We start from the raw sequence: 24459 nt of genomic DNA, 5'->3' as shown, positions 1-24459 counted from the left end.
CAACACGCGTCGGGCTTGTGAAGTATTATTGTCAACTCTGTGGTGCGATACGGGGCTTAGGGCCAGGCAGAGTAGCTTGTTTCTGCACTCGGCTTTTTCAGGATGGCGCCTGCGCGATGCGCACGCGGGGAGACGCCGGTAAGGCGTTTAAAGAAGCGGCTGAAGTATGCCGGATCGGTGAAGCCGAGCGCTTCGGCGACTGCAGCGATCTGCAGCCCCGAGCCATCAAGCATGGTGGACGCCTCTGAGATGAGCCGCGAATGGATCAGATCCAGCGGGGTCCGTCCCGTCGCGCGGCGGATAGCACTGTTTAAACGGTCGGCGGTGACACCAAGCGCGCTAGCGTAGTCGTTGATCGTCCAGTGATCGCGGATATGCAGCTCGACCAGATGCACAAAGCCGCGAACGATGGCGCGGGGCGAAGGTTGCTGCCGTTCGGCGACAGGGCCGGTGAGACGCCATATTGCAAGGAGAAGGAGTGCCAAGTGATGGCGAATGACTTCCTGCGCACCAGGGGCGTCTGCTTTCAATTCCTGTTCAATGATGCTGTGCGCTGCCGAAAGGCGCCGCGCTTCCTGGGTGCTCAGGCGGGCCCCAAGGATCGGGCGCGAGATGGCTTCACGAACCTGCGCGAAGACCGCGCCTGACGGCATCGCGGAACCAAGGACGATGTCTGGAACGGCCAGCGAGGCGCCTTCCGTGCCGGCGTCGAACGTGATTAAGCCGGTTTCTCCGGATGGAGCCCAGACGATGGCAGGGCCGTTGATCGGCACTTCATGCGCGCCTAGCCGTATCTGTCCGCTGCCGGAAACAAGGACGAAGGCGCGATTGCGGGTGCCGCGGAGGGTCCATGCCGAGTGCGCGAGCGCGCCGTGGAAAATGCGTGCCTCGACGGCTTCGGGCGCTCGAGGCAGAGGTTGTGTTGCAGGATTGGTCTGCATGTTGGCGGAAGGCATGGCCGTCCTTTTGAGTTTCCGTGAAAAGTACAAGTATCTCCTGTAAAAGTCTATCACGCTTCGACGGGGCGGCGCGTAGAGTGGACATGTCAATGGTTGCAGCCCCGTCTCAGGAGGAGAAACGGGTCGTGGCTGGCATGTTGGCCGAACAGCCTGTGGGAGCAGGCTTCATGGGAGGAAAATCGATGAAAACCTTTCAACGCAGGCAAGTCCTGCGAAGTGCTGCGCTTGTCGCAGCGGTTGCCGCAACGGGCCTCGGGCGGGCCGCCTTGGCCGAAGAGCGCAAGTCCGTTCGCATTGGCTATGCCATTTCCAAGACCGGGCCGAATGCCGGTGGTGCCGGAATCACGACGCTTCCGAACTACCTGCTCTGGGTCAAGGACGTGAACGATGCCGGCGGTCTGGAACTGCCTGACGGCAAGAAGCTGCCGATTGAGGTCATCGAGTATGATGACCGTTCTTCCTCGGAAGAGGTTGTGCGGGCGACGGAGCGCCTGGCGACGGACGACCAGGTCGATTTCATTCTTGCGCCATGGGGAACGGGCTTCAATCTTGCTGTCGCACCACTTTTCGACCGCTACGGTTATCCGCAACTCGCGGTTTCGGCCGTGACGGACAAGGCGCCTCAATTCGTTCAACGCTGGAAAAAGAGCTTCTGGATGCTGGGCGGCGGCCATGATTACGCCAAGGCACTGGCCAGCATCCTTGTCGAAGCCAACAAGGCCGGCACGATCAACAACAGGGTCGCCATGGTCTCCGTTGCCGATGGTTTTGGCATCGACCTTGTCAGCGCGGCCCGTCCGGCCTTCAAGGAGGCTGGCATCGAGGTCGTCTACGACGAGACCTACCCGGTAACGACATCCGACTTTTCGCCTGTTATCAATGAGGCGATGGCGAGCGGCGCCGACAGCTTTGTCGCCTTTTCCTATCCACCCGATACGTTCGCACTGACCCAGCAGGCGCAGGTCGCGAACTTCAATCCGAAGGTGCTTTATCTCGGCGTTGGAACGGGCTTTCCGGTCTACGGCAAGAACAACGGCGAGAATGCGACAGGCATCATGAGCCTTGGTGGCATCGATCCTGCCAATAAAGCCAATGAGGAATACCGCAAGCGTCACGAGGCGCACACCGGGATTGCCCCGGATTACTGGGGTAGCGTGATCACCTATGCCAGCCTTCAGATGCTGCAGGAGGCAATCAAGCGCAAGGGACTCGATCGAGAAGCAGTATCGGCCGAGCTTGCCAGTGGTACGTTTGAAACCGTCCTGGGCGAAACGAAGTTCGAGGAGAACCAGCTTCGCAAGCTCTGGTGGACCGGCCAGTGGCAAAACGGTCAGTTCATCGGCGTCGCCCCATCCGATCGCCAGGGGGCCAGCAAAGTCGTGCTGCCCAGGCAGGAATGGAAGAAGGCCTGACGCCGAAGGGCGGCGCGCGCCCAGGAATGCGCGCCGCCCTTCCGCATCTCGATTGAAGGAGGAGGCTGATGCTCGGCACGGCCATACTATCCGGGTTGGTGCTCGGCGGAACCTACGCGCTCGTCGCCATGGGGCTGACGCTCCAGTACGGCATTGCGCGCATCATGAACCTTGCCTATGGCGAGACCATCATTGCAGCGGCATTCCTGGCTTATGTGATGTTTTCCCATTGGGGCCTCAGTCCCGTGCTCGGCCTCCTCATTGTCGTACCGGCGGGTTTTTTCCTCGGCTATATCGTCTATGGGCTTCTGATGCGCCCGCTTGTTGCCCGCGCCCGTGATAAGGCGAGCCTCGAGATCGACTCGATCCTGGCGACGTTCGGTTTGCTCTTCGTGATCCAAGGCCTGCTGCTGGTGGTGTTCGGAGCGAATTTCACAAACTACAGCTATCTCAACATTCCCGTGACGGTGCTTGGCACAACGATCGCGGCAAATAGGTTGCTGGCGTTTATAATGGCCGTCGTCTCCGGCCTTGGCATCTATCTCGTTTTAACCCGAACGCTTTGGGGCACTGCACTGCGTGCCGTTGCGGTTTCACCATCGTCTGCCGCGCTCGTCGGAATTGACGTCGACAAGGCCGCGCGAACCGCGTTTGCGATGGGGGGAGCCCTTGCGGCTGCCGGTGGTGTCGTCATCTCCATGTATCAGACCTTTACCGCAACCTCGGGCGTCGTCTTCACCATGAAGGCGCTGATCGTGGTCATCATGGGCGGCGTCGGCAATATTCTCGGCGCTCTTTCGGCTGGCTTGATTCTCGGTCTGGTGGAAACCTTCGTGGCGACCTTTGTGTCGCCGGGGCTCACGCTGGCGGCGACCTACCTCATCTTCCTTGCAGTCTTGCTATGGCGCCCGGCCGGTTTGTTCGGAAGGGCTTCAAGATGAGCGGCAATGTTCTTCTGCAGGCGGCCATCCTTGCCGCCGTTGTTGGCGCGTTGGCCTGCCTGCCGTTCTATGCCAACCCCTATACCGTCACGCTGATTATCGGGATGCTGGGCTATGTCACTCTGGCAACAGCCTGGGCGCTGTTTTCCGGTCCAACGCGCTATGTGTCGCTTGCAACCGTCGCTTTCTTCGGCATCGGCGCCTATACCTGCGCAGTCCTCAGCGAGAGCGTTCCCTATCTTCTGCTCCTGTTGATTGCCGGCGCGATCGGTCTCGCAGTCGCGCTCGTTGTCGGCTTGTCGACACTGAGGCTTGGGGGCGTCTATTTCGTCATCTTCACCTTTGGTCTTGCCGAACTGGTGCGCCAGCTCGTGACCTGGTACGAGGTCAACATGACGGGTACGCTCGGTCGCTATATCTTCCTGCCGGTCACGCCTGAAGGGATATACTGGCAGCTTCTGGCGCTGGCGACGGCCACTTTTCTCATCTCCTGGGGTGTGGCGCGCAGCCGTATCGGATTGGCCCTGAAGGTGATCGGTGACGACGAGGTGGTGGCTGCCCATTGCGGCATCAATATCGCCCGCGTGAAGCTTGCGCTATTTGCCACAAGCTCCGTAGTCATCACGCTCGTCGGCGCGATCCAGGCGCCGCGCTGGACCTACGTGGAGCCGGCGATTGCCTTCAATCCCACGCTCTCCTTCCTGACGCTGATCATGGCCTTGCTTGGCGGTGCCACCCGGCTTTGGGGACCGCTCTTGGGTGCAGTGCCGCTCTTCCTGCTGTTTGAATGGCTGTCGGCCAATTTCCCGAACCATTATTCGATCATCCTCGGCCTGCTTTTCATAGCGATCGTCTTCGTGTTGCCGCGTGGCGTGCTGGCCTTCATCGAAGAGAACTGGAAGCGCCGGCACAATGGCACGGCGAAAGCAGTTTCGGGAGTTACCGAATGAGCGAGCTTTTGACGATCTCCGGCCTGACCAAGCACTTCGGCGGCCTGACGGCGGTCAATGCGGTATCGTTCTCTATGCAGCGCGGCGAGGTCGTCGGTCTCCTAGGCCCAAACGGTTCCGGCAAGACCACGGTTCTCAACATGGTCTCCGGGCATCTGAGGCCGACCGGGGGAACGATTGCACTCAGCGATCATATCATTTCCGGACTTGCGCCGAACCGGGTGGCTCTGAAGGGAGTGTCGCGCACCTTCCAGCTGGTGCGCGCGCTGCCGTCACTGAGTGTCATGGAAAATGTTGTGGTGGCGCTTGCCTTCGGCCGTCGCAAGCTGTGGGGGCGTGCGGCTGAGGAGGCGGCGCTCGCCAAGCTTGATGAGGTTGGCCTGGTGCATCGCGCGCACCAGGCAGCACAGGACCTGACCTATATCGACCTAAAGCGCATGGAACTTGCCCGCGCGCTTGCTGCTGAACCGGAACTGCTGTTGCTGGACGAGTGGCTGGCGGGCCTCAATCCCACAGAACTTCGAACCGGGATCGATCTGATCCTCTCGCTGAAAAATCGAGGTATCACCATTCTTCTCGTGGAGCACGTGATGGACGCCATCCGCGCGGTCTGCAACCGTTGCGTCGTCCTGAACGCCGGCCGCAAGATCGCCGATGCATCGACAGCCGAGGCGCTCGCCAATGCTGACGTCGTCACCGCCTACCTCGGACAGCGCCATGCTTGAGGTTGCTCATCTTTCGCTACACTACGGCCGCCACAATGCGCTCGATCGCGTATCGATCAAGGTCAACAAGGGCGAGACCGTGGTCATTTTAGGCGCCAACGGCGCGGGCAAGTCATCGCTGCTGAAGTCGATCGCCGGGATCACCCGGCCAGACCCCGGAGCCGTGGTGAGTTTTGCCGGGAAGAAGATATCGGGCGTGCCCGCCCATGAAATCGTCGAGGCCGGCGTCGCCCTCGTGCCGGAGGGAAGGGGAGTGTTCGGCGACCTCACCGTCGAAGAAAATCTTGCGCTCGGAGCCTACTCCAGGCGGGCGCGCAAATCCGCCGCCGAGAGCAGGCAATTCATCTTTGAGCTTTTTCCCAAGCTTCGCGACCGCAGCAGGCAGTTCGTCAATACGATGTCAGGCGGCGAGCAGCAGATGGTGGCGATCGGCCGGGCACTGATGTCGAAGCCGGATCTCTTGATGCTGGACGAGCCGAGCCTTGGCCTCGCGCCCCTTGTTATCGCCGAGCTGTTCGAGAGCCTGGCCCGAATTCGAAAAAGAGGACTTGCGCTTCTGATCGTCGAGCAGAACGTCAGGAAGAGCCTCTCTATCGCCGACCGCGGCTATCTTGCCGAGGCCGGTCGGATCACCGGCGAGGGACCCGCCGGCGAACTGATAAACGATCCCGCGGTGCAGCGCGCCTTCCTCGGCGCGATGGTTTGATTTGGTGACAGGGAGATACCCATGAACATGCTTGGCCTGAAGATCAACAATGCCGAAGTGGAGGCGACCGACGGCCGCAGCTTCGAGCGGCTGAACCCGATTTCCGGCGAAGTCGCCTCGACCGTTGCTGCAGCCTCGGTGGAAGATGCCCGCCAAGCCGCAAATGCTGCCGCCAAGGCGTTTCCTGCCTGGGCTGCGACCGGCCCCGGCCAGCGCCGCAAGCTGTTGCTCGCTGCCGCCGACCGGCTGCAGGCAAGGGCGCCCGAGTTCGGGGCGGCCATGGCTGCGGAAACGGGTGCAACCGCTGGATGGGCGATGTTCAACGTCGGCCTTGCTGCGGACATGCTTCGGGAGGCCGCATCGCTGACGACCCAGATTGCAGGCGAGGTCATTCCGTCGAACCGGCCGGGGAGCCTCGCCATGGCGATCCGCCAGCCGGCAGGCGTGGTGCTGTCCATCGCGCCGTGGAATGCGCCGGTTATTCTGGGCGTCCGCTCTTTGGCAACGCCGCTTGCCTGTGGCAATACCGTCGTGATGAAGACCTCAGAGATCTGCCCGCGAACTCACCGCCTGATCGTCGATGCGCTGCACGAGGCCGGTCTACCCGAGGGAGTGTTGAACGCAGTGTCGAACGCGCCCGAAGATGCGGGTGAGATTGTCGAGGCGCTGATTGCTCACCCCGCGGTGCGCCGCGTAAATTTCACCGGCTCCACGCGCGTTGGACGCATCATCGCCGAAACCGCTGGCAGGCATCTGAAGCCTGTATTGCTTGAGCTTGGCGGTAAGGCTCCGTTTGTCGTTCTGGACGATGCCGACATCGAGCAGGCGGTCGCCGCTGCAGCGTTTGGGGCTTACATGAACCAGGGGCAGATCTGCATGTCCACCGAGCGGATCGTCGTCGATGACAAGATCGCCGACAATTTCGTTGCGGCATTGGCTGCGAAGGTCAAGACGCTCAAGGCGGGCGATCCGCGCAAGGCAAACACGCCACTTGGCTCCGTCGTCGATTCCAGGGCAGCGCAACGCATCGACGCACTGGTGCGCGACGCAGTCTCCAAGGGAGCGGTTCTTGCTGCCGGCGGCGACGTCAATGGCACAATCGTCGATGCAACGCTGCTTGACCGTGTAACGCCAGCCATGCGGATCTATGGAGAGGAGAGCTTCGGGCCGGTTGTCTCGGTGGTGCGTGTCGGCTCGATCGACGAAGCCGTTCGTGTTGCCAACGACACGGAGTACGGGCTTTCGTCGGCGGTCTTCGGCAAGGACGTGAACCGTGCCATGGCCGTTGCGAGGCGGATAGAATCCGGCATTTGCCACATCAACGGCCCAACCGTGCATGACGAGGCGCAGATGCCCTTCGGCGGCGTCAAGGATTCCGGTTATGGCCGCTTTGGTGGCAAAGCCGGAATTGCTGAGTTCACCGAACTGCGCTGGATCACCATCCAGGATGGCCCGATCCACTATCCGATCTGATGGAGCGCCCCTTGGGTACGCTTGATGGAAAGACCTGCATCGTCACGGGCGGTGCAGGAAGTCTCGGCCTGGCGGCTGCCAGGCTGTTTCTTGCAGAAGGAGCAAACGTCGCTCTCGTCGATCTCGCGCCACAGGCGCTTGCGCAAGCAGCAGCGGATTTGCCGGCGGAACGGGTGGAACTGATTGAGGCGGATGTGTCGAATGCGGGCGACGCGGCGCGCTACGCAAAGCGTACAGTTCAGCGATTCGGCCCGGTTGATGTGCTGTTTTCCAATGCGGGCAACTTCGGCACAGTGTCATCTATCAAGGACTATCCGGAAGATGTCTTCGATGCCGTGCAGGCGGTTCACGTGAAGGGCGCGTTCCTTGCCGCGAAGTTCGTTGTGCCTGTCATGCGCGACGGTGGGAGCATCGTGATCACGTCGTCTGTTGCCGGTGTCCGCGGAGATGCCGGCGTCTATGCCTACATCACCGCCAAACATGCGCAGGTCGGTCTCATGCGCTGTCTTGCCAAGGAGTTGGCTCCGCGTGGTATCCGCGTCAATACCATCCATCCCGGCCCGATCGACAACGGCTTCCAGCTTGCCGTTGAACAGGGACTGGGTGCCGCGATTGGTGCTGATGGCACCGAATTTTTCAACCGTATCATTCCTTTGGGGCGGCATGGCAGGCCGGAGGAGGTCGCGAAGTCTGTGCTCTACCTTGCCTCGGACCAGTCGAGCTTCGTCACTGGAACGACGCTCATGGTCGATGGCGGCATGAGCGTCTAGACATAGGGGGAAAATATGGACAGCAATGGCGAGCGCCAAGCCAGGGAACAGACGATGACGGCCGGCGGGGCTCTGCTCGCTCGGCTAAAAGCTGTCGGCATCGACTATATTTTCGCTAATTCGGGAACCGATTTCCCTCCCATCATCGAGGGGTTGGCTGAGGCCGATGCGAAGGGCATTCCCCTGCCGGAGGCGATCGTCATCCCACATGAGAGCGCGGCAATGGGGATGGCGCATGGCTATTACCTGGCGACCGGGCGTCCGCAGGCGGTCATGGCGCACACAAATGTCGGCCTCGCAAATTGTGCGATCGGGGCGATCAATGCCGCGACCGAGCATATTCCCGTGCTGCTTTTCTCGGGCAAGACGCCGGGCTCGGAGACGGGCCATCTTGGGTCCCGTACGGTGCCGATTGGCTGGGGGCAGGAAATGCGTGACCAGGCGGCGCTGGTACGCGAGGCGGTGAAATGGGACGATGAGCTGCGCTTTCCTGAACACGTGCCGCAGATGGTCGACCGGGCACATGCGATTGCCATGTCGACGCCGCGCGGACCAGTTTACATGAGCCTGCCACGCGAGGTCTTGTGCCAGCCCTGTCCGACAGAAGGCCTACAGGCTTCCCTGCAGATGCAGCCGGCTGTCCATGCGCCAGATCCAAGGGCGATCGAAGAGGCGGCGCGGCTGCTCTCGTGTGCCCGCCACCCGGTCATCTTTGCGCAGCGCGGGTCTGGCTCAAAGCAGGGTTTTGCAGCGCTTTGTGCGCTTGCCGAGGAATGGGCAATTCCCGTCTGTCAGTATTGGGCCGTGCAGCTAGCGCTCCCGACCGACCATCCGATGGCGGCACAGGCCGACCCGGCGCCATTGTTGGCGGACGCTGATGTTGTGCTGGTTATCGATGCGCTCGCTCCATGGTCGCCCGACATTCATCCATTGAAGGATGGGTGCAAGGTAATCCAGCTTGGGCAGGATCCTTTGTTCCAGCGCTTTCCGGTTCGCTATTTCCGTTCGGATGTGACGATCGCCTGCGACGTCGCCGACGGATTGGTGGCGTTGCGTGCGGCGATGTCGCGACCGTCTCCGGCGACAGACATTGACCGCAGATCCTCGACCCTGGCGAAGCGGAACGGTGAGGCGCGGGCAGCGGTGCTGGCGCGAGCAGAGGCCGGATGTGGCGAACCAATGACCAAGGAGTGGGTGAGCCTTGCGCTTTCCAAGGCAATCGAAGGACGTCCGGTGACCGTATTGTCGGAGCTCGGATGTCCGCTTGCCCCGATTCATCTCGCCGACCATCGTGGCTGGTATCAGGAACCGCATTCCGGCGGTCTTGGTTGGGCCTTCCCTGCCGCTCTCGGGATGCAGCTTGCAGATCGCGACCGCCTCGTCGTGGCGACGATGGGCGACGGCTCTTACATCTTTTCAAATCCGGCTGCCTGCCACCAGATCGCCGAGGCACTGGCGCTGCCGATCCTCTTGATCATCGTCAACAATGCCGAATGGGGTGCCGTGCGCCAATCCGTGGTCGGCATCTATCCGGACGGCTATGCCGCCAAAGCAAACCGGATGCCGCTGACGTCGCTTTCGCCAATCCCGGATTTTGCCAAGATTGCACAGGCGAGCCGGGCGCACGCCGAAAGGGTAGAACGCGGCGCAGATCTCGAGGCCGCGCTAGCACGCGCCGTTCGCCACATCGATGAAGGCCGGAGCATAGCGCTGCTCGACGTGCGCGTGCACGCCTAGAGACTTCGGAAAATGGGAGGAAAGCATGCCTGAACTCGCGACCACAGAATTCTGGAAGGATTTAAAGCCGATCAGCAAGGTCTTTCAGCCAGACGCGCTGCCCGAGGTCCATCTTCAAAATGCGCCGACAGAGGATGAACGCTATTATGTGCCATTTACAGATACGGTCTCTTCGCGACCGCTCTGGATTTCGCCGACACAGAACAAGTGGTGCGACATCCTCATGGCCAAGAAGGCAGGCCTTGTGAACCGGCACTATCATCCACACGAGGTCTTCGCCTACACGATCTCAGGCAAGTGGGGATACCTTGAGCATGAGTGGACGGCTACGGCTGGCGATTTTGTCTACGAGACGCCGGGCGAGGGCCATACGCTTGTCGCCTACGAGCATGAACAGCCAATGAAGGTATTCTTCCAGGTAAAGGGGCCACTGATCTGGCTCGACGAGGTCGGCGAGCCCAACGGGTTCTTCGACGTTCACAACTACATTGCGCTCTGTCGCGACCACTACGAGAAGGTCGGACTTGGGCGGCGCTATGTTGAACGGCTCTTCCGGTAGCCTCCGGCTCTTGTTCCCGCTCCGGTGGAGTGCCGATCCGCTTAAAGGCGGTCCGTTTTTCTCTGTTGCCTCGATCGCGTCGGGAGGGTGCGAGAAAGGAGGCCATCCTTGAAGTGGGTGTGACAGCTGGCCACGCAACGATCTTAAGGCCTTCAATAGGTAAGACTTCGACCAATTCTTGCGATTTCTGGAAGGTATAGACGGTCTCCAGCGGGACGGACTGATGCGAAATGACAGCGACCGGGGCGGATCTGCCATGCTCCTGTTGCTTTTGAAAATGTGAACTCGGCCATCTTTTCCCGCGTGGGCACAATATGCGATGTCTCGCGGCCATGAGACCTTGGTCCCATTCTCCGTCTGCTCTCGACCCTGGCGATCCTGGGCCTTCTGACCGCTCCGATGGCAACCCCCTCGGCTGCGGAAGCCATGGCGGCCCAGCCGATGGCGCAGATGATGGACATGAGCTCGATGCCGGACGACATGTCCTGCTGCCCGGATGAGAAACAGTCTCTGCCCGCCAGAAGGCCTGCCCGTTGGCGACCATCTGCATGGCCAAGTGCTTTTAAAGCGTCGCGCAGCGGGAGTTCGCGCTGTTTCGTCTCGATCGTCCAGTCATTGTGGACCCTTTATGACGATCAGATGCGCGATCCGACGCCCGGCTCATCGCCGGACCGACCTCCAAGAACCTGAATTCATCGCAGGCCCTTCCAGGCCTTTTTTGGCCGTTCGGCCAGCCGAGCGGCCACTTCGAGGTGCACCGGCCTGTGGTCGTGGCGATCGACGGCCAACCCTGCGACCCCGCACGACGCCGACGGCGGCCGCATCCTGCTCGGTTCTGCCATGCGCGTACGACGGCCTGTCCTACCAGGTGACCCGGCTCGCCTATGACACGAGCCCACCCATTCGTGGGCATTCTCTCGATGCGGCACTTGATCTGCCGCGTAATCCCTTGCCAGAGTCCGACCTCGTCTTTGCTGAACGGCACGAGCTGACGCTCCAGGGCGGCATGATGGGGGCGGGGCGGTGGCCCGGCAGGGGAAAGGGCGCTCTGAGCCCGACACGGCGAGGGATGCTGACGCAAAAGGACTTAGGGCCGGGAACTGACGAAACTCGGGCACGAGGTGCGGTGGCGGGAGAGCACACGGGTGGAACCGAGGTTCCGAAGACAGAGATTGGGCCGGTGGCAAAGCCTAGACCTAGATTCGATCACTCGCAGTTACCATTTCTAGGGTAACGTGGATGAGGAGTGGCGAAAATGGAAAGCGCAAAGGGGTTTCGCGACTGCAGCCTCAAAATGGAAATCATTCCTCCGCCCCGATGCTCGACGCGTCGTCGGGAATCGGTCACCTGCCTTTGCTGCAGAAAGCAGGTCGCGCCGTCTGAAGGTAATTCGATGGAATACGGCATCTGCGAGGAATGCATAAGCCGACCTTAAAATCGACCTTTTGGTCCTCACGATCGTCGGATTAGCGATCTTGTAGCCGTTGAGGTGAAGAATAGGCAGGATGCGCCGTCGCGCGCCGGATTAAGGAACTTCGTGGAGTGCCACGCTGCGACCAAAGGTCCGGTTTCTGCCTTCCCCGTGGCCGCTCACGCAGACAACGACCAGGTCGGGATTATCAAATGCCGCTCCAAATGCATGGACAAGCGCGTAGCCGAGTTCACCTCCTTCATGAATCGAACCCGGCGTCTCAGGCGCAGCATGGCTTGGTATGTCGTACGAGAATTGCTTGAACATGACCTCAGGGTAGCTCGCTGCCTAGGCCGCCAGGGCGGGACCGCAGACATAGCAAGGGCACGCGCCTTGATGATGCAATTTAGGTGAATTCAGTCCCGGCGTCGTTCCCCACCAAGAAGCCGCGGCTTGATGTGCTCCGGTTTGAGTGGCTCCCGCCACAGCGGATTGTCGATCAGGTAGATCTGTCCGACGGGAAGGTAGTTGGCCGCCCGCCAGTAACGGTCGATGAGACGGAGCTCTGAAACGGCAAGCCTCGTGTGTCATTGGCAAGCATGGCTGTACTCTCAGATTCGATGTTGGCTGATGACGGCGAGCGCTTCGTTGGCGATCACCTTTTCTTCGTCCGTGGGAATGACGAAGACCGCTATATCGCTGTTCCGCGTGCTAATCACGGTCGCATTGGCCTTGTTGGCGGGCTCGCTCAGTGAAAGCCCCATCCAGCCGAGATGCCGCTCGACGCCTTTGCGGATCTCTGGCTGGTTTTCTCCAATGCCGCCCGTAAAGACCACCGCGTCGACCCCGCCGATGGAAACCGCCAGACGGCCGATCTCACCCGCAATTCTGAAGCAGAACAGATCGAGTGCCTCTTTGGCAGCAGGGCGGAAATCCTCGAGCAGCGTGCGGGTATCTCCGCTGATGCCTGACACGCCAAGGAGCCCGCATCGGTGATGAAGGAAACTCTCCAGCTTGTCGGCGTCGTGAAACTCCGTCCGAAGCAGATGGATCAGCACGCCGGGGTCGATCGCTCCCGGTCGCGTCGCCATAGGAATCCCGTCGAGAGCGGAAAACGCCATACTGGTGTCGATGCTGACGCCGTCGACCATGCCACAGAGACTTGCGCTGCTTCCGAGATGCGCGCAGATCACCCTTCCGCCACCCATGTCCGGCGCAAAGTTCTTGAGTTGGGCGGTGACGTGCTTATAGGAAAGGCCGTGGAATCCATAGCGCCGAATGCCGGCCTCGTGCATAGCGCGCGGGATCGCAAACCTCGTAGACAGGCTGCACTGCGAAGAATGGAACGCGGTGTCGAAGGATGCCGTCTGCACGACCGTGGGATACAACGCCTGGACCGCGTGAATGACCTCGAGCGCATGAGGCTGATCGAGGGGGGCGATTGGCACCAGGCTTTCGATCTGCACGAGAGCCGTGTCATCCAAGAGCGCGGGGCCGTGGAACATCGAGCCGCCATGCAGAACGCGGTGGCCGACAAATGCGACGTCAGGACCGGTTGGTAGGAGATGATCGAGCACGAACGAAATCAAACCTTGATCGACGCGGTCGACGGGTAGATCGGTTTGGCGCAATTCTTCCCCGACAATGTACTTCAGTCGCGGCTCTTCGCCCCATACCACGACGCGTCGTCCGATTGGTCTGGCATATCCTGCGCGGATGTTGAAGACACCGACTTTGAGCGTCGAGGAACCAGCGTTGAAAGTAACTCCAACTCTATCGAGCATCTTGGCCTCGCTTGCGTCTGGGCAGCAAAAATTGCCCTACTTGGAGCTCACCTGTGCGACCGCAGCATCCAGCACGCCCAACGCGTAGTCTGCAGTTGCCTTCTCGTCTTCCGAACACAGCTTCAGCGAGCTGCACTTTTCTTTGAGAGTGCGCCGGATATTTTGTCGGACCTTCGAAATGACGCGCGCGTGCTCGTGTTTCAGGAGTTCCTGCAGGCAAGCGACGGCGACGACTTCAAACACGAGTAGCTTACCTTCGATTTCGCTTTGGGTGGGGATTGCCAAGTGTTCGCCACCGCGTTTGTAATCCCGGTCAGTCGAAAGCATTCTCGTCCTCCTTTTCCTTTACGATGACGTCATCCGGAGCGTACGCCTCAGCCTCCGAAGAATGACGGCCCGACCTTTGCCATCCACCGCCTTGTCCCGATCAGATAGGTCGAGGACGAGGCTTGGATGGTTGAACGGAAGCCTTCTCACGCCCGGCCGCCTTCGGCATTCGATGGTGGCAGCGCGACGCCATAGTAAGGGTCGATCCATGTGAGATGATCCGTTATCGATTTTACGCCCGGAACATTTTCGGCAGCCACCTTCGCGGCAAGGCGCTCCCGCTCATCAAAGATCGTGCCAGCCAGTTCGGCGACCCCGTTTGCGACGTGGCAGCGGATGAAGCCGTTGCGGCTCCAAACCTGCTTGGTCAGCTCGGCCTCGATCGCTGCTTGGATCGCCGTATCCCCTACAGAGGGGGTAGTGGGCTGCTGTAGCTGTGAAACAGCGCGCAGTAGATCTGATCGCGAAATTATGCCCACAAGTCTGCCATCGGAAACGACCGGGAGCCGTTTGATATCGTTTCGCTCCATCAGCCGCACAGCATCGGAGATGGAATCTTTCGGAGAAATGACCGTGACCTGCGGAGTCATTAGCTCCTCGACACGACGGCCATGCGCGCGCACATATTCGTCGGCGATCTTGCCGGGGCTCGTCAGCCATTCGCGCAACCAGGAGCGCTTGCGGTCAGTTCCGAGTTCGTGACGTCTCAGGAAATCACCCTCGGTGATCATGCCAACCAGAACGCCGTTGGCATCGACGACAGGAAGACCGCTCACCCGGTTGTCGAGCATAAGCTTAGCGGCGTCCAGGATGGAGGAGGATGCGACGATGGTAACCGGCGAGGGCGTCATGATGGCTCGGACGAGCATATGTCATCTCCTGGAAGAGCATTGGGATCGCGATGTGGCGATCAGCCGAGTGCTAATGCCGCGCATCCATGGCATTGATCATGTGGCCTCCGAGATTTGATTACATTGACAGAGGTCAAAGTTTCAACTTTCCGATCGGTTTTCCCGGTGAGTGAGCCAGAGCGCAGGAAGCATCGGCAAACAGAACGAGAAAGCTTGAAAAATCAGAGTTGCGGCGAAGCCGACCTCGATGCGCACGCCGAACAGATGGAGGATCAACGCCATCGTTCCGGCGAAGACCAGCGACCCGTCGTCCGGAGAGTGCCTCACGCCCAAGCAGCGGGATGTTTGATGGGCTCGGTTCTTCGATCATGTCAGCCACCACTATTCACCGCCTGTCGCCTCGGTCATCCATTCGTCGTCGCGGCGCAGGGATTTCCTTGACTTTGTTCAAGTCGAGCACGCTTGCGAGGTGCCGCTGAACCGCTCATTTGATCCGCAAAAGTTCAGGCGGCTGTCAGCAACGATCTCTAAACGAACCGCGGGCTGTAGAGGAAAGGCTGATCCAATGAAAACACTCACTCGCTATACTCTCGCTGCGTTTGCTGCCGTGTCGATGGCTGGAACGTCGTGGGCAGCGACGACAGTAAGAGTCGTTGCGGGCGGCGAGGGCGGAGGCCCGATGACGCTGACGCTTGACCAGACCACGGTCCACGCAGGCGAGACCATCTTTGCCGTCCATAACGACGCCATGACCGAAGAGCACGAGATGGTGCTGGTCAAGCTCAAATCTCCCGATCAGAAGATCCCCTTGATCAAGTCCAAGCATCGTGTCGATGAAAAGCAGTTGAAGAGCATCGGCGAGGTCTCCGATCTCAAGCCCGGTGCGGACGGCGAGTTGAAAGCAAAGCTGGCACCTGGCTCCTATCTTCTCCTTTGCAACATCAAGGGACACTTCGAGGCAGGAATGGAGGCCAGACTGACGGTTGCCGAATAATCGGCGGGCATGAGGTGGCTCGCCTGTCACACGGGCCACCTCACGTTGTCATTGGCGCTTCGTCTCGTCTGCCGAGGTCTTGCAGTTCGGAGGGGCTGATCGTGCTCGCATCTCGGATGAGTTCGTACTTGACCTGCGTAACCTTGAGATCGCGATACCAGTCCACCAATGCTCCCCACGGATCCGAAACCTTGTTGAGGCCTGCAACGAACGCCACGACGGTCCCGATCTCGGTCTTGCCCGTCACCACGTAGTAGCCGCCAAGTGCGAATATCCCCGCATAGCCAAGCTGAATCATAAGATTCATCAGGAAATTCAGCGAATACTTTAGCCTGTAGATGCTGACGTTCGTCGCAAACAGCCTCTGGACACGGGCTGCCTGATGTTGCGACGCCTTCGGCGAAGAATCGTGATCGACCATCTCTTCACTGAGGTGTCGCATGACTGTGATCTTGGTCTTCACGCGCTGATTGATAAGGCCCTGCAGAATGGGAACCAGGACGGCCTGGGGTATGAACACCACCGCGACTGCCAGCGCCAGAAGCGGCTGCAGATAGATCATGTATCCTCCGACGGCGATCAGAACACCGACCTGGAGAATCGGCTCGGAAATGCTGGTGCCGACGAAGCCGCCAACGGGTTCGGCCTCGGCGAGCACGATCGACATTTCTACGCCCTCGGCCAACGTCGTTAGTTCCTCCAGGTGGCGTTCCCGCGCGTCAAGAACCGCCATGCGGAGCCATCGAATAGCAACTTCGCCGATCCAGCCGCGGTAGATGTTCAAGACGAGTTTGATACTCCCCTCGGTCAGAGCGAGTGCGAAGTAGGCGAAAACAAGCGTGAGGATGGCGTTGAAGCTTGCGCCCTGCGTCGCGCCGTTGATGATCCTTCGCTGAATTTCCAGCGGCACGATGCCGACGACAAAGAGCATGACCGAGAGCAAGACAAGGACTGCCTGATGGCCGCGCCCCATTACAAGGATGAAGCCGCCTAGCTTGCGCGGCATGGCGCTTTCCTTCCGGGATCTGGGACGGGCTTCGTGCTCTTCGATCAAAGGAGCATCCTCAAGTGCTTTTTCGGCTCTCATCCTGACATCCTCCAGTTAGGACATCCGATCAGATCTGCGGGCGTGTTTCATTGACGCATCGCAATCATGAGCGGCTTGCCAGAGATTTGACCCGTGTCAATGTCTCGACAGGCATTGCCTCTCCAGTCATTGCCGACTGGTTCACAAAAAGGTCGGCAACGTCGAGCAGGCGCAAGTCGGCGAGGATGAGATCGCCGGCCGACAGCCGTACGACCTCCCTGGCACGAGTGCTTCAACGGGCTCTTCCTTTACCTCGGACTGGCTGCTCTTGCCCGGACGCAAGATGCTGACGCTGACCCTCGTCCTTACCACAGCGCGAAGCTTGGCGACCGCCTGGCTGATGCTCCCGAACGAAAGCCGTCCCCACCGAGAGGATGACAATGGCCGATGATATGACGACGGCGGCCCGCAGATCAGCGAGTGCGTACGAAATGATGGCAAGCGACAGCAGGAGGGCGCGGTCAATGGGCTTCTAGCACGCGGCCAGATTTCTATGAGCAGCGGAGCACGTTGCTCGCGACAGATGAAGTTGGGGCCAGACCGCTCGCGTCGCAGTCGTGTTGCGTCGGTGGCAATCCCTGACCGGCTAGAGGCGAGCGTCTCGCAGGCTTCGTTCTGCGAACACAGGCTTACCTTGTGAGATCGTCGACAGCTTCGCTCTGATCTTAGACGCGTGCCCGATAAGGCTCGGCCCGCGTGCGTTGACGTTGATCATCTCGCCGAGCCTCATCTGCGCTAGGTGAACGTCAGGATCTGGTGCCGGTCGGCGAGATCGATCACTTCGATCGCGACGACCTCTCCTTCCTCATCCTGAACCGTGATTTTCTGCGGCCTTTCGACCACATGCGTCATGCCCTTGATCGAAAGCTCGAGCATGTCCTGCTTGGGTTCGTAGGTCGCCCCAAGCAGAGGGGCGGATTTTACAAGGATCTGATCGCCAACCGTCGCACCCACGACTTCGATTTTGATCTCCTTGCCTTGCACGGCTTCGTGGAGGTGCGAGAAGTAAGTCGCCCATTCGGCCTTTGCGAGAACTTTCAATCCCATTTTCCTACCTCCTACTGTCCACTCTGTCCCGCAGCATCCCGCTCCAGAGAGCAATGCTTCTGCAGTGCGCGACATCTGGACGACCATCGTCCTTCTCCTAAGCTCTTCCGGCGCCGGGTCCCGCAAACGCGGATAAGGCGGCGAGGGCGACGACCACGCCGCCCATGACTGCGCTCGAGCGTCCAAGAGGCGGGCGAACTGATGGCCGGCTCGATGGACGTGGCTGTTACAAGCCACGGAGCAAGAAATACCAACACTCCGCTGCGGTTATCAATGGACCTTTCCAGCGCGGTCCGTTCTCTTCGGCCTCCATTCGTCCGTAGGTTCAGTCTCCAATTTCGACTGCTGCAGTCCATCGGCCTGCAGCAATGGTGGTGGTGCCCGGCGCACCCACCTATGCCGAGATCAGCCGGCCTTGATCTCGATCTTGCGATCATTCTGCTTCGCAGCGGGGCTCTTGGGAAGCGTCACTTTGAGAACGCCCTTCGCGAAAACCGCGCTGACTTTGTCTGCCTCGACGCCGTCGGGAAGCCGGAAGGAGCGCTGAAACGAGCCGTAGTGACGTTCCGAAACATGATAGGCCTTTTCCTTGTCTTCCTTTTCTTCGCTCTTCTCGCCGCGGATGGTCAGAACACCGTCCGCAAGTTTGACCTCCAAGTTCTTTTCGTCCAAACCGGGCACTTCGGCCGTCACTTCGAAAGCATCGTCCTTTTCAACGACGTCGACAGCTGGCGACATAATCCACGTATCGGAAGCTGCTGCGGTACGCGCAAAAAGTGGCCGTGTGAGAGGCCGAAACGACGACGGCCCGAAATCCTCAAACAGACGGTCAATTTCGGTGCGCAAGGTTTCGAACGGCGACCAGATGCTGCCGGCGGCCGGCATCGTCTTCTGTTCTGTCTTTACGGGAACTGTATCAGGCATGGTCATCTCCTGTTTGCCGAGCAGGTTCCGGAAATCCGGATCCCATCAAAGTTGCTTGCTCTCAACATTGAGCCTTGTCATCAAACTACAACTTCGATGAGGCCGCTTTGATGCGCGTCAAGAACGGCAGAACATTTTTGGGGTTCGGCGCGGGCGGGCAGTAATTTTTTGGCAAGCGGATACGAAAGGAGCTGAAACCGTCGAATACCCAGATCGCTCGTCTGAGGCGAAGAACAGAAGTCGATCCCGGATGCCCGCAAACAAGGCTTTCGGTTATTGTCATAGATCAATGAACCTCGCTCGCTTTATGCCACGCTTGGTGTTTCCGACAATTTCTGGATGGACAGATACATGCTGCCACTCGATGCGACGCCACTTGGCAAGACGATTTGCGGCCGGCGGAGCGTGAGGGATTTCGCTGAGCGCGTTTGGCCACTCCTCCTGTTTTCCAGCGCGTTGGGATGTCTTCTGATCTCCCTCGTCCTACGAGCGACAGGTGCCAAACCTCCTGCCGAGGTCTTTCTGATTGTTGCAATCGTCTCGGTGCTTGCACGCCTGCTGGTCGAAATCGTATCGAAACTTCGCCGCGGCGAATTTGGCCTCGATCTTATTGCGGCGCTGTCCATGTCTGCGGCCCTGTGGTTCGACCAGTACCTCGCAGGCGCTATCGTTTCGGTGATGTACGCTGGCGGACATCTCCTCGAGTTCTACGCCCATAGTCGTGCTGAGAGCGGAATGACCGACCTTCTGTCGCGAGTGCCGCGAACCGCCTTGCGCATCTCAGAAAATGGGCTGGTGGAGATACCAATCGCCGCAATCGGAATTGACGACAAACTGCTTATTCGCCGCGGCGACATCGTCCCGGTCGATGGGCGAGTGGAAAGCCGCACCGCACTCGTCGATCAGTCAGCTCTTACGGGAGAACCGCTTCCCGTACGCCTGGGGCATGGACAGCCAGTCATGAGCGGGGCGTCGAACGCGGGCGATGCCTTTGAAATGATCGCCGCCCGATCGGCTGCGGAGAGTACGTATGCCAGCATCGTGAGACTCGTCGAGGAAGCCAAGCAAAGCAAGGCTCCGATCTTCCGTGTCGCCGACCGATTTGGGCTGCTGTTTCTTGTGCTGACTGTAAGCGTGGCCATTCTTGCCGTAACGATCTCCGGAGACAGCTTGCGGCTTTTGGCCGTTTTGGTCGTCGCGACTCCGTGCCCGCTCCTTCTTGCGGTTCCGGTCGCCTTCGTATCGGGGACATCACACGCTGCCCGTCACGGCATCTTGGTCAAGGGAGCGGCAGTCATTGAAGCACTGTCCAACATTCGCACTGTGGTGTTCGACAAGACCGGGACGCTTACCATCGGACAGCCTGCTGTCACTGACATTGACTGCAATGGCGATGCGAACAGCCTGCTGCGACTGGCTGGATCAGCCGAGCAGGTATCGTCGCATTCCATCGGCCGCGCGATCGTCTCCGAAGCCCACCGACGCGGCCTCGCTCTCGTAAAGCCGGAGAAGGCCACCGAGGTCGCGGGCGAGGGCGTTGAGGCTTCGGTTGATGGCCACAATGTTCTCGTTGGCGGGCCTTCGTTCATTGCTTCGAAGATCAGCGGCGCTTTATTTCCCGTCACCAATGTTTTGGCCAGTGCCCTTGTGTTCGTGGACGGACGATATTCGGGCACCATCTGCTTCGAGGACACGCTCAGAGAGGAAGCCCCTGAGACGGTCGCAAAGCTGCGCGCTACGGGCATCAAACGGATCATTCTTGCGAGCGGTGACCGGATCGGCGTAGCGTGCGCGGTCGCAGAAAGGCTCGGCCTGGATGCTGTCGAGGCGGAGTTGTCGGCGGGCAAGAAAGTCGAAATCATCCGATCAGAGAGAGAGTCGGGACCCGTCATGATGATAGGCGACGGAGTCAACGACGCGCCGGCACTTGCGGCGGCCGATGTGGGCCTCGCTGTTGCGCGGGGAAATCTCGCCGCCGCATCGGAAGCGGCTGACGTCGTGCTGTTGCGCAGCGATTTGAGGGAAATCGTGACCGCGCTGACTATTGGCCGCCGTTCGAAACATATCGCGCTTCAGAGTGTCTACGCCGGCATAGGTCTCTCGGCCATCGCAATGCTGGTCGCCGCGTTCGGCTTTCTGCCTCCGGTCCAAGGAGCGCTCATCCAGGAGGCCATTGATGTGGCGGTCGTCTTGAACGCGCTTCGGGCACTGGCCTAGTGCGCTAGCAGCACGGGGACGCGGAGATTATCGAGCAGACCACGCGTTACGCCACCGAACATCGCTTCACGAAGCTTGGAGTGACCATAAGCTCCGGCGATCAGCAGATCGGCACGGCCTTCGAGGGCAGCATCCTGAATAACAGATGGGATGCTTTCCCCATCACAATGCAAAGCCGCGAGTTCCACCTCAAGGCCCGAATGCTTTAAAGCTTCGACGTGGCGCTCCAGCAGCTTGTCATGGGATAGCTCCCCATTTCGCACACAGGCGACGATCGCCTTGGTGGCGGATCCGATCAGCGGATAGGCGGTCGACAAGGCGCGCGCGACAGTGGCGCTGCCGTCCCAGGCTATGCAAACGGTGTCGATACGTCCGTAAAAATCCTCTGGCGGCAGCAAAAGCAGCGGGCGACCACTTTCGAAAACGAGGCTTTCGATTGTTGGCCGCATGGCAATCCCCATTGAATGGGTTCAGTGACTTTCGGTTGGGAACTTCATTGATATCGATCGCAAGCCCCGGCGACTGCCGGGGCCGATAGGCGTAGAGTCTGCGTCAACGGGACAGGAAAAGCGGGATCTGGCTGTCCTTCAGCATCGACCGTGTCACACCGCCGAAAAGCCGCTGTTGGATCCGCGGGTGGTTGTAAGCACCCATGACCACCATGTCGGCCGCCACGTCTACCGCGTGCTGACGCAATGTCTCGTCCACACGGCGCCCACCGCTCGCGATGCGGTCAACTTCCACCTTGATCCCGTGACGGACAAGGAAGGTGGCAATGTCGGATCCCGGCTCTTCACCATTCGCGAAGCTGCTAGCGACAGGATCCACGAGGGTGACGTGCACGGCGTCGCAGCCCTTCAGAAATTCCATCGACTGGCGGGTTGCACGCGCGGCCTCTTCGCTCGAATCCCAGGCAAGCAGCACGGACTTCGGAAACGCCACGACCGGCTGCATGCGAGGGTTGATGAGAATTGGCGTTGGGGACTGGAACAGCGCTCCATCGACAACTCGCCGCTGAAGATCTTCATTCGCTGCGGCCTGAGGGCCAATAAGCACAAGATCGGCATAGAGTGCACGTTGTGCAATGTCCTCGTCGGCCCAGGCGAACTCGGTGTAGATTTCCTGCACATCGAAGGACAGTTCAGTTCTTTCGAGGATCTTGCGGACCGCGGCCGTCTCCTCGGAAAGGCGATCGATTTCTTGTTGCTGCCCCTCGAGCCACGTGGTGGAAAGCGCTTCATACGTAGCAATCGCCGGAACACGCCCCATGCAGACGACGAGGGCGGTCATATGTGCACCCTGCGTTTCGCAAAACTCGATGGCGGTCTTGAGGTCCTGATCCCAGCGGTCGACACCGAAAACGCATATAACGGTCTTAATGCTCATCTCACTACCCTCCTGTTGGGTTGATGTGAGTTTATCGCCGCCCTGCGTATTGTCTTTGATGTTAGTCAATATTCATTGGGCGAGGGCAAAGAAGAAATATCGTACAAGCGGACCGCTGAGACGTTGATCCATCTGTCCGGGTGACGTTCGGTTGTCTCAGGGGCGAACACCGAAAACGTCGCTGGAAAACGTGCTTGCACGATCTATATCATTCAAACTCGAACACTGGTTTGCGCAATGCTTAATAGTATCGACGCCCTCGCTTATGTTGGACGTCATTCCATGCGCTGTCCGGCTCTCCGTATTTTTTAAGGAGAAGACTATTGGGTGAGGGAGCTTTGCGAATCCTAAAGCGAAGCCGGCAGGTTTCGCAACAGGATGCTGACTTCCGAGCACGGTCAGTTGGTGGCAGCAGAGTGTGACCAGTTGTGCGCCGACCTGGAGCACGACGCATGGCCGACGGTCGGTACCGGTTAGGAGACCTGGTCGCTAGCGCTAGTAGATGTCCTTGCCACCAAGGCCCACGAACTCTGTCTTGAATGCTTGTTTGCGCGCGTTCTTCAGCAGGCGGTCTGCGCTCATTATGTCAAGGCGCATGCTTCCGGCGAAGCAAGCGCGAAGCGCGCAGCAGAGTTCGTGGGCGGCCCAGTTTTGCGCCCGTAACGAGATCATGGTCACGACCCAGTGGTCGTTATCTGACCGCTCAAGCAGGATATCCACGTCCCTTGTCCCCGCATTGCTTGGAGCGAGGGTGCAACTGGGAATGACGGTAGGATTGGCGTTGAGGGTACTGGTTACGATATGGTCCATTGTGCCTTCCTCCTGGTCGTCCGTAAGCGCATCGAATTCAGTTAAGAATGCTCGATTTCTATCGCGCGGCAGGGCAGGTGTCTTTGATCCAGGTCAAGGCAGGTGCGTTCGGTGTGTTGCTGATTGGGGCTACTTTTCGATAAATGGAGGCTGACGTGAAGGCAATGATGCTTGACAGAGTTCGGACGCCTCTGCGCCTTGTCGAACTGCCGGATCCGTCTCCGTCAGCGGGACAAGTCTTGATCAGGGTTGAAGCTTGCGGCGTCTGCCGGACGGACCTCCACGTGTTCGACGGCGATCTTCCAGGCCCAAAGCTTCCCCTGATACTTGGCCATGAGATTGTAGGGATCGTCATTGCGCTAGGATCCGGCGCGCCGGAAACGTTGCTAGGTCGAAGGGTTGGCGTGCCGTGGCTTGGTCACACCTGCGGCAGTTGCTTGTTTTGCCGCGGTGGAAAAGAAAACCTCTGCGACGCTCCGCGTTTCACGGGTTACACGCTTGACGGCGGGTTTGCGACACATGTTACTGCCGACGCTAATTACGCGTTCGTTCTGCCGGAGAGCTCGGATCCGATTGCTACTGCGCCGCTTCTTTGTGCGGGTTTAATCGGATGGCGATCATTGAAGATGGCGGGTGGCGGGAAAACCGTTGGGCTATATGGTTTCGGCGCCGCCGCTCATATCTTGGCGCAAGTCTGCCGCTGGAAACAGCAGGGGGTCTATGCGTTCGTCCGACCGGGAGACGACGAAGGAAAGCGCTTTGCATTGGAAATGGGAGCGGTATGGGCGGGATCGTCTGACCAAGTTCCGCCGAAACCGCTCGACGCCGCCATCCTTTTTGCTCCGGCGGGCGAGCTGGTGCCCAAGGCACTGGCTGCCGTTCGGAAAGGCGGTGTGGTTGTCTGCGGCGGCATCCACATGAGCGATATTCCTGCCATGCCCTATCGCCTACTGTGGGGGGAGCGACGAGTTGTGTCAGTGGCCAATCTTACCCGGACTGATGCTCACGAGTTCCTGGAGGTCGTACGAACAGCAAACATTCGAACTGTCACAACCCCTTATCCCTTGGCGCAGGCCAACGATGCATTGGCGGATCTGCGAGCAGGTCGGCTCAATGGCGCGGCCGTCCTTGTAACCTGATCCGCATCAGTCACGGAGAGGATATTATGCTGCAGACACCAGCGCCTTAGTTCAAGCGATTGTGGCAAACGCCTTGAAGATGGCGATGATTTAACGCCATCGCGCCCATCGACGAGAGTGAGATCGGGTCCATGTGTGCGATTTCGCGAGAGCTGTGTGTCGCTGAGCCAATGGTAATCTGACATAGCGGTCCTTTGCCAAAACTGCATGTGCGCCGACATGAAATCCTCGAGCAATGCAAGTTGCCTTG

At 59.6% G+C, this 24459-nt stretch carries 23 protein-coding genes and 1 pseudogene; 12 read left to right on the top strand and 12 right to left on the bottom strand.

Annotated elements, in window-relative coordinates:
* Positions 1–56: 56 nt before the first annotated feature.
* Complete coding sequence (locus ACSQ9D_RS32890; protein ID WP_436285929.1) at positions 57–956, bottom strand: helix-turn-helix domain-containing protein; 900 nt, start codon at positions 954–956, stop codon at positions 57–59.
* Positions 957–1141: 185 nt separating this feature from the next.
* On the opposite strand from ACSQ9D_RS32890, the gene ACSQ9D_RS32885 reads away from it, so the two are divergent.
* The 9 genes from ACSQ9D_RS32885 to ACSQ9D_RS32845 all read left to right on the top strand — a co-directional run bounded on the left by ACSQ9D_RS32885 (position 1142) and on the right by ACSQ9D_RS32845 (position 10232).
* Positions 1142–2371, top strand: a complete 1230-nt coding sequence (locus ACSQ9D_RS32885; protein WP_436285928.1) for an amino acid ABC transporter substrate-binding protein — start codon at positions 1142–1144, stop codon at positions 2369–2371.
* Between the two features lie 68 nt (positions 2372–2439).
* On the top strand, positions 2440–3312 hold the full coding sequence (locus tag ACSQ9D_RS32880) for a branched-chain amino acid ABC transporter permease (protein ID WP_436285927.1): 873 nt from the start codon (positions 2440–2442) through the stop codon (positions 3310–3312).
* Positions 3309–4262 carry a branched-chain amino acid ABC transporter permease gene (locus ACSQ9D_RS32875; protein ID WP_436285926.1) on the top strand — a complete coding sequence of 318 codons (954 nt, stop codon included), beginning with the start codon at positions 3309–3311 and terminating at the stop codon, positions 4260–4262. The genes ACSQ9D_RS32880 and ACSQ9D_RS32875 overlap by 4 nt, the downstream gene beginning before the upstream one ends.
* Positions 4259–4987: an ABC transporter ATP-binding protein gene (locus ACSQ9D_RS32870; protein WP_436285925.1), complete on the top strand. Its 729-nt coding sequence runs from the start codon at positions 4259–4261 to the stop codon at positions 4985–4987. Before ACSQ9D_RS32875 ends, ACSQ9D_RS32870 begins: the two co-directional genes overlap by 4 nt.
* Positions 4980–5693, top strand: coding sequence for an ABC transporter ATP-binding protein (locus ACSQ9D_RS32865; RefSeq protein WP_436285924.1), 714 nt, complete (start codon positions 4980–4982; stop codon positions 5691–5693). The genes ACSQ9D_RS32870 and ACSQ9D_RS32865 overlap by 8 nt, the downstream gene beginning before the upstream one ends.
* Before the next feature lie 21 nt (positions 5694–5714).
* Complete coding sequence (locus ACSQ9D_RS32860; protein ID WP_436285923.1) at positions 5715–7166, top strand: aldehyde dehydrogenase; 1452 nt, start codon at positions 5715–5717, stop codon at positions 7164–7166.
* 11 nt (positions 7167–7177) lie between these two features.
* Positions 7178–7936, top strand: a complete 759-nt coding sequence (locus tag ACSQ9D_RS32855) for an SDR family NAD(P)-dependent oxidoreductase (RefSeq protein ID WP_436285922.1) — start codon at positions 7178–7180, stop codon at positions 7934–7936.
* Between the two features lie 15 nt (positions 7937–7951).
* Positions 7952–9673, top strand: coding sequence for a thiamine pyrophosphate-requiring protein (locus tag ACSQ9D_RS32850; RefSeq protein ID WP_436285921.1), 1722 nt, complete (start codon positions 7952–7954; stop codon positions 9671–9673).
* 25 nt (positions 9674–9698) lie between these two features.
* Positions 9699–10232, top strand: coding sequence for a 2,4'-dihydroxyacetophenone dioxygenase family protein (locus ACSQ9D_RS32845; RefSeq protein WP_436285920.1), 534 nt, complete (start codon positions 9699–9701; stop codon positions 10230–10232).
* A 1453-nt stretch (positions 10233–11685) separates the two neighbouring features.
* On the opposite strand, the pseudogene ACSQ9D_RS32840 reads toward ACSQ9D_RS32845, so the two are convergent.
* The 4 genes and pseudogenes from ACSQ9D_RS32840 to ACSQ9D_RS32825 form a co-directional block, all read right to left on the bottom strand.
* Positions 11686–12197: pseudogene (locus tag ACSQ9D_RS32840) on the bottom strand (phosphoketolase); the annotation flags it as partial.
* Positions 12198–12254: 57 nt separating this feature from the next.
* Entirely contained in the window at positions 12255–13427 is a 1173-nt protein-coding gene (locus ACSQ9D_RS32835) for an acetate/propionate family kinase (protein WP_436285919.1), read from the bottom strand.
* Positions 13428–13463: 36 nt separating this feature from the next.
* Positions 13464–13754: a hypothetical protein gene (locus ACSQ9D_RS32830; protein WP_436285918.1), complete on the bottom strand. Its 291-nt coding sequence runs from the start codon at positions 13752–13754 to the stop codon at positions 13464–13466.
* 146 nt (positions 13755–13900) lie between these two features.
* Positions 13901–14623 (bottom strand): CBS domain-containing protein, encoded by a 723-nt coding sequence (locus ACSQ9D_RS32825; RefSeq protein ID WP_436285917.1) that lies wholly within the window; start codon positions 14621–14623, stop codon positions 13901–13903.
* A 547-nt stretch (positions 14624–15170) separates the two neighbouring features.
* Between ACSQ9D_RS32825 and ACSQ9D_RS32820 the strand changes: the two genes are divergently transcribed.
* Positions 15171–15599: a plastocyanin/azurin family copper-binding protein gene (locus ACSQ9D_RS32820; protein ID WP_436285916.1), complete on the top strand. Its 429-nt coding sequence runs from the start codon at positions 15171–15173 to the stop codon at positions 15597–15599.
* Positions 15600–15639: 40 nt separating this feature from the next.
* Here ACSQ9D_RS32820 and ACSQ9D_RS32815 read toward each other — a convergent pair whose 3' ends face one another.
* From ACSQ9D_RS32815 to ACSQ9D_RS32800, 4 genes are all read right to left on the bottom strand, one after another.
* Positions 15640–16605, bottom strand: coding sequence for an ABC transporter ATP-binding protein (locus tag ACSQ9D_RS32815; protein ID WP_436285915.1), 966 nt, complete (start codon positions 16603–16605; stop codon positions 15640–15642).
* Positions 16606–16750: 145 nt separating this feature from the next.
* Complete coding sequence (locus tag ACSQ9D_RS32810; protein ID WP_436285914.1) at positions 16751–16861, bottom strand: hypothetical protein; 111 nt, start codon at positions 16859–16861, stop codon at positions 16751–16753.
* Positions 16862–17421: 560 nt separating this feature from the next.
* Positions 17422–17733: a DUF5335 family protein gene (locus ACSQ9D_RS32805; protein WP_436285913.1), complete on the bottom strand. Its 312-nt coding sequence runs from the start codon at positions 17731–17733 to the stop codon at positions 17422–17424.
* Between the two features lie 405 nt (positions 17734–18138).
* Positions 18139–18657, bottom strand: coding sequence for an Hsp20/alpha crystallin family protein (locus ACSQ9D_RS32800; RefSeq protein WP_436285912.1), 519 nt, complete (start codon positions 18655–18657; stop codon positions 18139–18141).
* A 351-nt stretch (positions 18658–19008) separates the two neighbouring features.
* On the opposite strand from ACSQ9D_RS32800, the gene ACSQ9D_RS32795 reads away from it, so the two are divergent.
* A complete protein-coding gene (locus ACSQ9D_RS32795) occupies positions 19009–20874 on the top strand; it encodes a heavy metal translocating P-type ATPase (RefSeq protein ID WP_436285911.1) in 1866 nt (621 codons plus the stop codon).
* On the opposite strand, the gene ACSQ9D_RS32790 is transcribed toward ACSQ9D_RS32795, so the two are convergent.
* From ACSQ9D_RS32790 to ACSQ9D_RS32780, 3 genes are all read right to left on the bottom strand, one after another.
* On the bottom strand, positions 20871–21323 hold the full coding sequence (locus ACSQ9D_RS32790; protein WP_436285910.1) for a universal stress protein: 453 nt from the start codon (positions 21321–21323) through the stop codon (positions 20871–20873). The two genes, ACSQ9D_RS32795 and ACSQ9D_RS32790, sit on opposite strands and share 4 nt — an antisense overlap.
* Before the next feature lie 103 nt (positions 21324–21426).
* On the bottom strand, positions 21427–22260 hold the full coding sequence (locus tag ACSQ9D_RS32785) for a universal stress protein (protein WP_436285909.1): 834 nt from the start codon (positions 22258–22260) through the stop codon (positions 21427–21429).
* 495 nt (positions 22261–22755) lie between these two features.
* Complete coding sequence (locus ACSQ9D_RS32780; protein ID WP_436285908.1) at positions 22756–23070, bottom strand: hypothetical protein; 315 nt, start codon at positions 23068–23070, stop codon at positions 22756–22758.
* Positions 23071–23225: 155 nt separating this feature from the next.
* Here ACSQ9D_RS32780 and ACSQ9D_RS32775 point away from each other — a divergent pair, with 155 nt between their 5' ends.
* Positions 23226–24209 carry a zinc-dependent alcohol dehydrogenase family protein gene (locus tag ACSQ9D_RS32775; protein WP_436285907.1) on the top strand — a complete coding sequence of 328 codons (984 nt, stop codon included), beginning with the start codon at positions 23226–23228 and terminating at the stop codon, positions 24207–24209.
* Positions 24210–24459 lie beyond the last annotated feature (250 nt).

Source organism: Rhizobium sp. LjRoot258, assembly GCF_964254185.1.
Classification (GTDB): domain Bacteria; phylum Pseudomonadota; class Alphaproteobacteria; order Rhizobiales; family Rhizobiaceae; genus Rhizobium.
The sequence above is the reverse complement of the archived record's forward strand: the minus strand, read 5'-3'. Positions and strand labels throughout refer to the sequence as shown.

What these genes read in the sequence shown, in the direction of transcription:
- ACSQ9D_RS32815 (WP_436285915.1), bottom strand. Translation starts at nt 16,605, where the DNA reads ATGCCGCGCAAGCTAGGCGGCTTCATCCTTGTAATGGGGCGCGGCCAT.
- ACSQ9D_RS32780 (WP_436285908.1), bottom strand. Translation starts at nt 23,070, where the DNA reads ATGGACCATATCGTAACCAGTACCCTCAACGCCAATCCTACCGTCATT.
- ACSQ9D_RS32885 (WP_436285928.1), top strand. Translation starts at nt 1,142, where the DNA reads ATGAAAACCTTTCAACGCAGGCAAGTCCTGCGAAGTGCTGCGCTTGTC.
- ACSQ9D_RS32795 (WP_436285911.1), top strand. Translation starts at nt 19,009, where the DNA reads ATGCTGCCACTCGATGCGACGCCACTTGGCAAGACGATTTGCGGCCGG.
- ACSQ9D_RS32820 (WP_436285916.1), top strand. Translation starts at nt 15,171, where the DNA reads ATGAAAACACTCACTCGCTATACTCTCGCTGCGTTTGCTGCCGTGTCG.
- ACSQ9D_RS32890 (WP_436285929.1), bottom strand. Translation starts at nt 956, where the DNA reads ATGCCTTCCGCCAACATGCAGACCAATCCTGCAACACAACCTCTGCCT.
- ACSQ9D_RS32800 (WP_436285912.1), bottom strand. Translation starts at nt 18,657, where the DNA reads ATGCCTGATACAGTTCCCGTAAAGACAGAACAGAAGACGATGCCGGCC.
- ACSQ9D_RS32865 (WP_436285924.1), top strand. Translation starts at nt 4,980, where the DNA reads ATGCTTGAGGTTGCTCATCTTTCGCTACACTACGGCCGCCACAATGCG.
- ACSQ9D_RS32845 (WP_436285920.1), top strand. Translation starts at nt 9,699, where the DNA reads ATGCCTGAACTCGCGACCACAGAATTCTGGAAGGATTTAAAGCCGATC.
- ACSQ9D_RS32875 (WP_436285926.1), top strand. Translation starts at nt 3,309, where the DNA reads ATGAGCGGCAATGTTCTTCTGCAGGCGGCCATCCTTGCCGCCGTTGTT.
- ACSQ9D_RS32825 (WP_436285917.1), bottom strand. Translation starts at nt 14,623, where the DNA reads ATGCTCGTCCGAGCCATCATGACGCCCTCGCCGGTTACCATCGTCGCA.
- ACSQ9D_RS32860 (WP_436285923.1), top strand. Translation starts at nt 5,715, where the DNA reads ATGAACATGCTTGGCCTGAAGATCAACAATGCCGAAGTGGAGGCGACC.
- ACSQ9D_RS32790 (WP_436285910.1), bottom strand. Translation starts at nt 21,323, where the DNA reads ATGCGGCCAACAATCGAAAGCCTCGTTTTCGAAAGTGGTCGCCCGCTG.
- ACSQ9D_RS32805 (WP_436285913.1), bottom strand. Translation starts at nt 17,733, where the DNA reads ATGGGATTGAAAGTTCTCGCAAAGGCCGAATGGGCGACTTACTTCTCG.
- ACSQ9D_RS32850 (WP_436285921.1), top strand. Translation starts at nt 7,952, where the DNA reads ATGGACAGCAATGGCGAGCGCCAAGCCAGGGAACAGACGATGACGGCC.
- ACSQ9D_RS32880 (WP_436285927.1), top strand. Translation starts at nt 2,440, where the DNA reads ATGCTCGGCACGGCCATACTATCCGGGTTGGTGCTCGGCGGAACCTAC.
- ACSQ9D_RS32830 (WP_436285918.1), bottom strand. Translation starts at nt 13,754, where the DNA reads ATGCTTTCGACTGACCGGGATTACAAACGCGGTGGCGAACACTTGGCA.
- ACSQ9D_RS32835 (WP_436285919.1), bottom strand. Translation starts at nt 13,427, where the DNA reads ATGCTCGATAGAGTTGGAGTTACTTTCAACGCTGGTTCCTCGACGCTC.
- ACSQ9D_RS32785 (WP_436285909.1), bottom strand. Translation starts at nt 22,260, where the DNA reads ATGAGCATTAAGACCGTTATATGCGTTTTCGGTGTCGACCGCTGGGAT.
- ACSQ9D_RS32870 (WP_436285925.1), top strand. Translation starts at nt 4,259, where the DNA reads ATGAGCGAGCTTTTGACGATCTCCGGCCTGACCAAGCACTTCGGCGGC.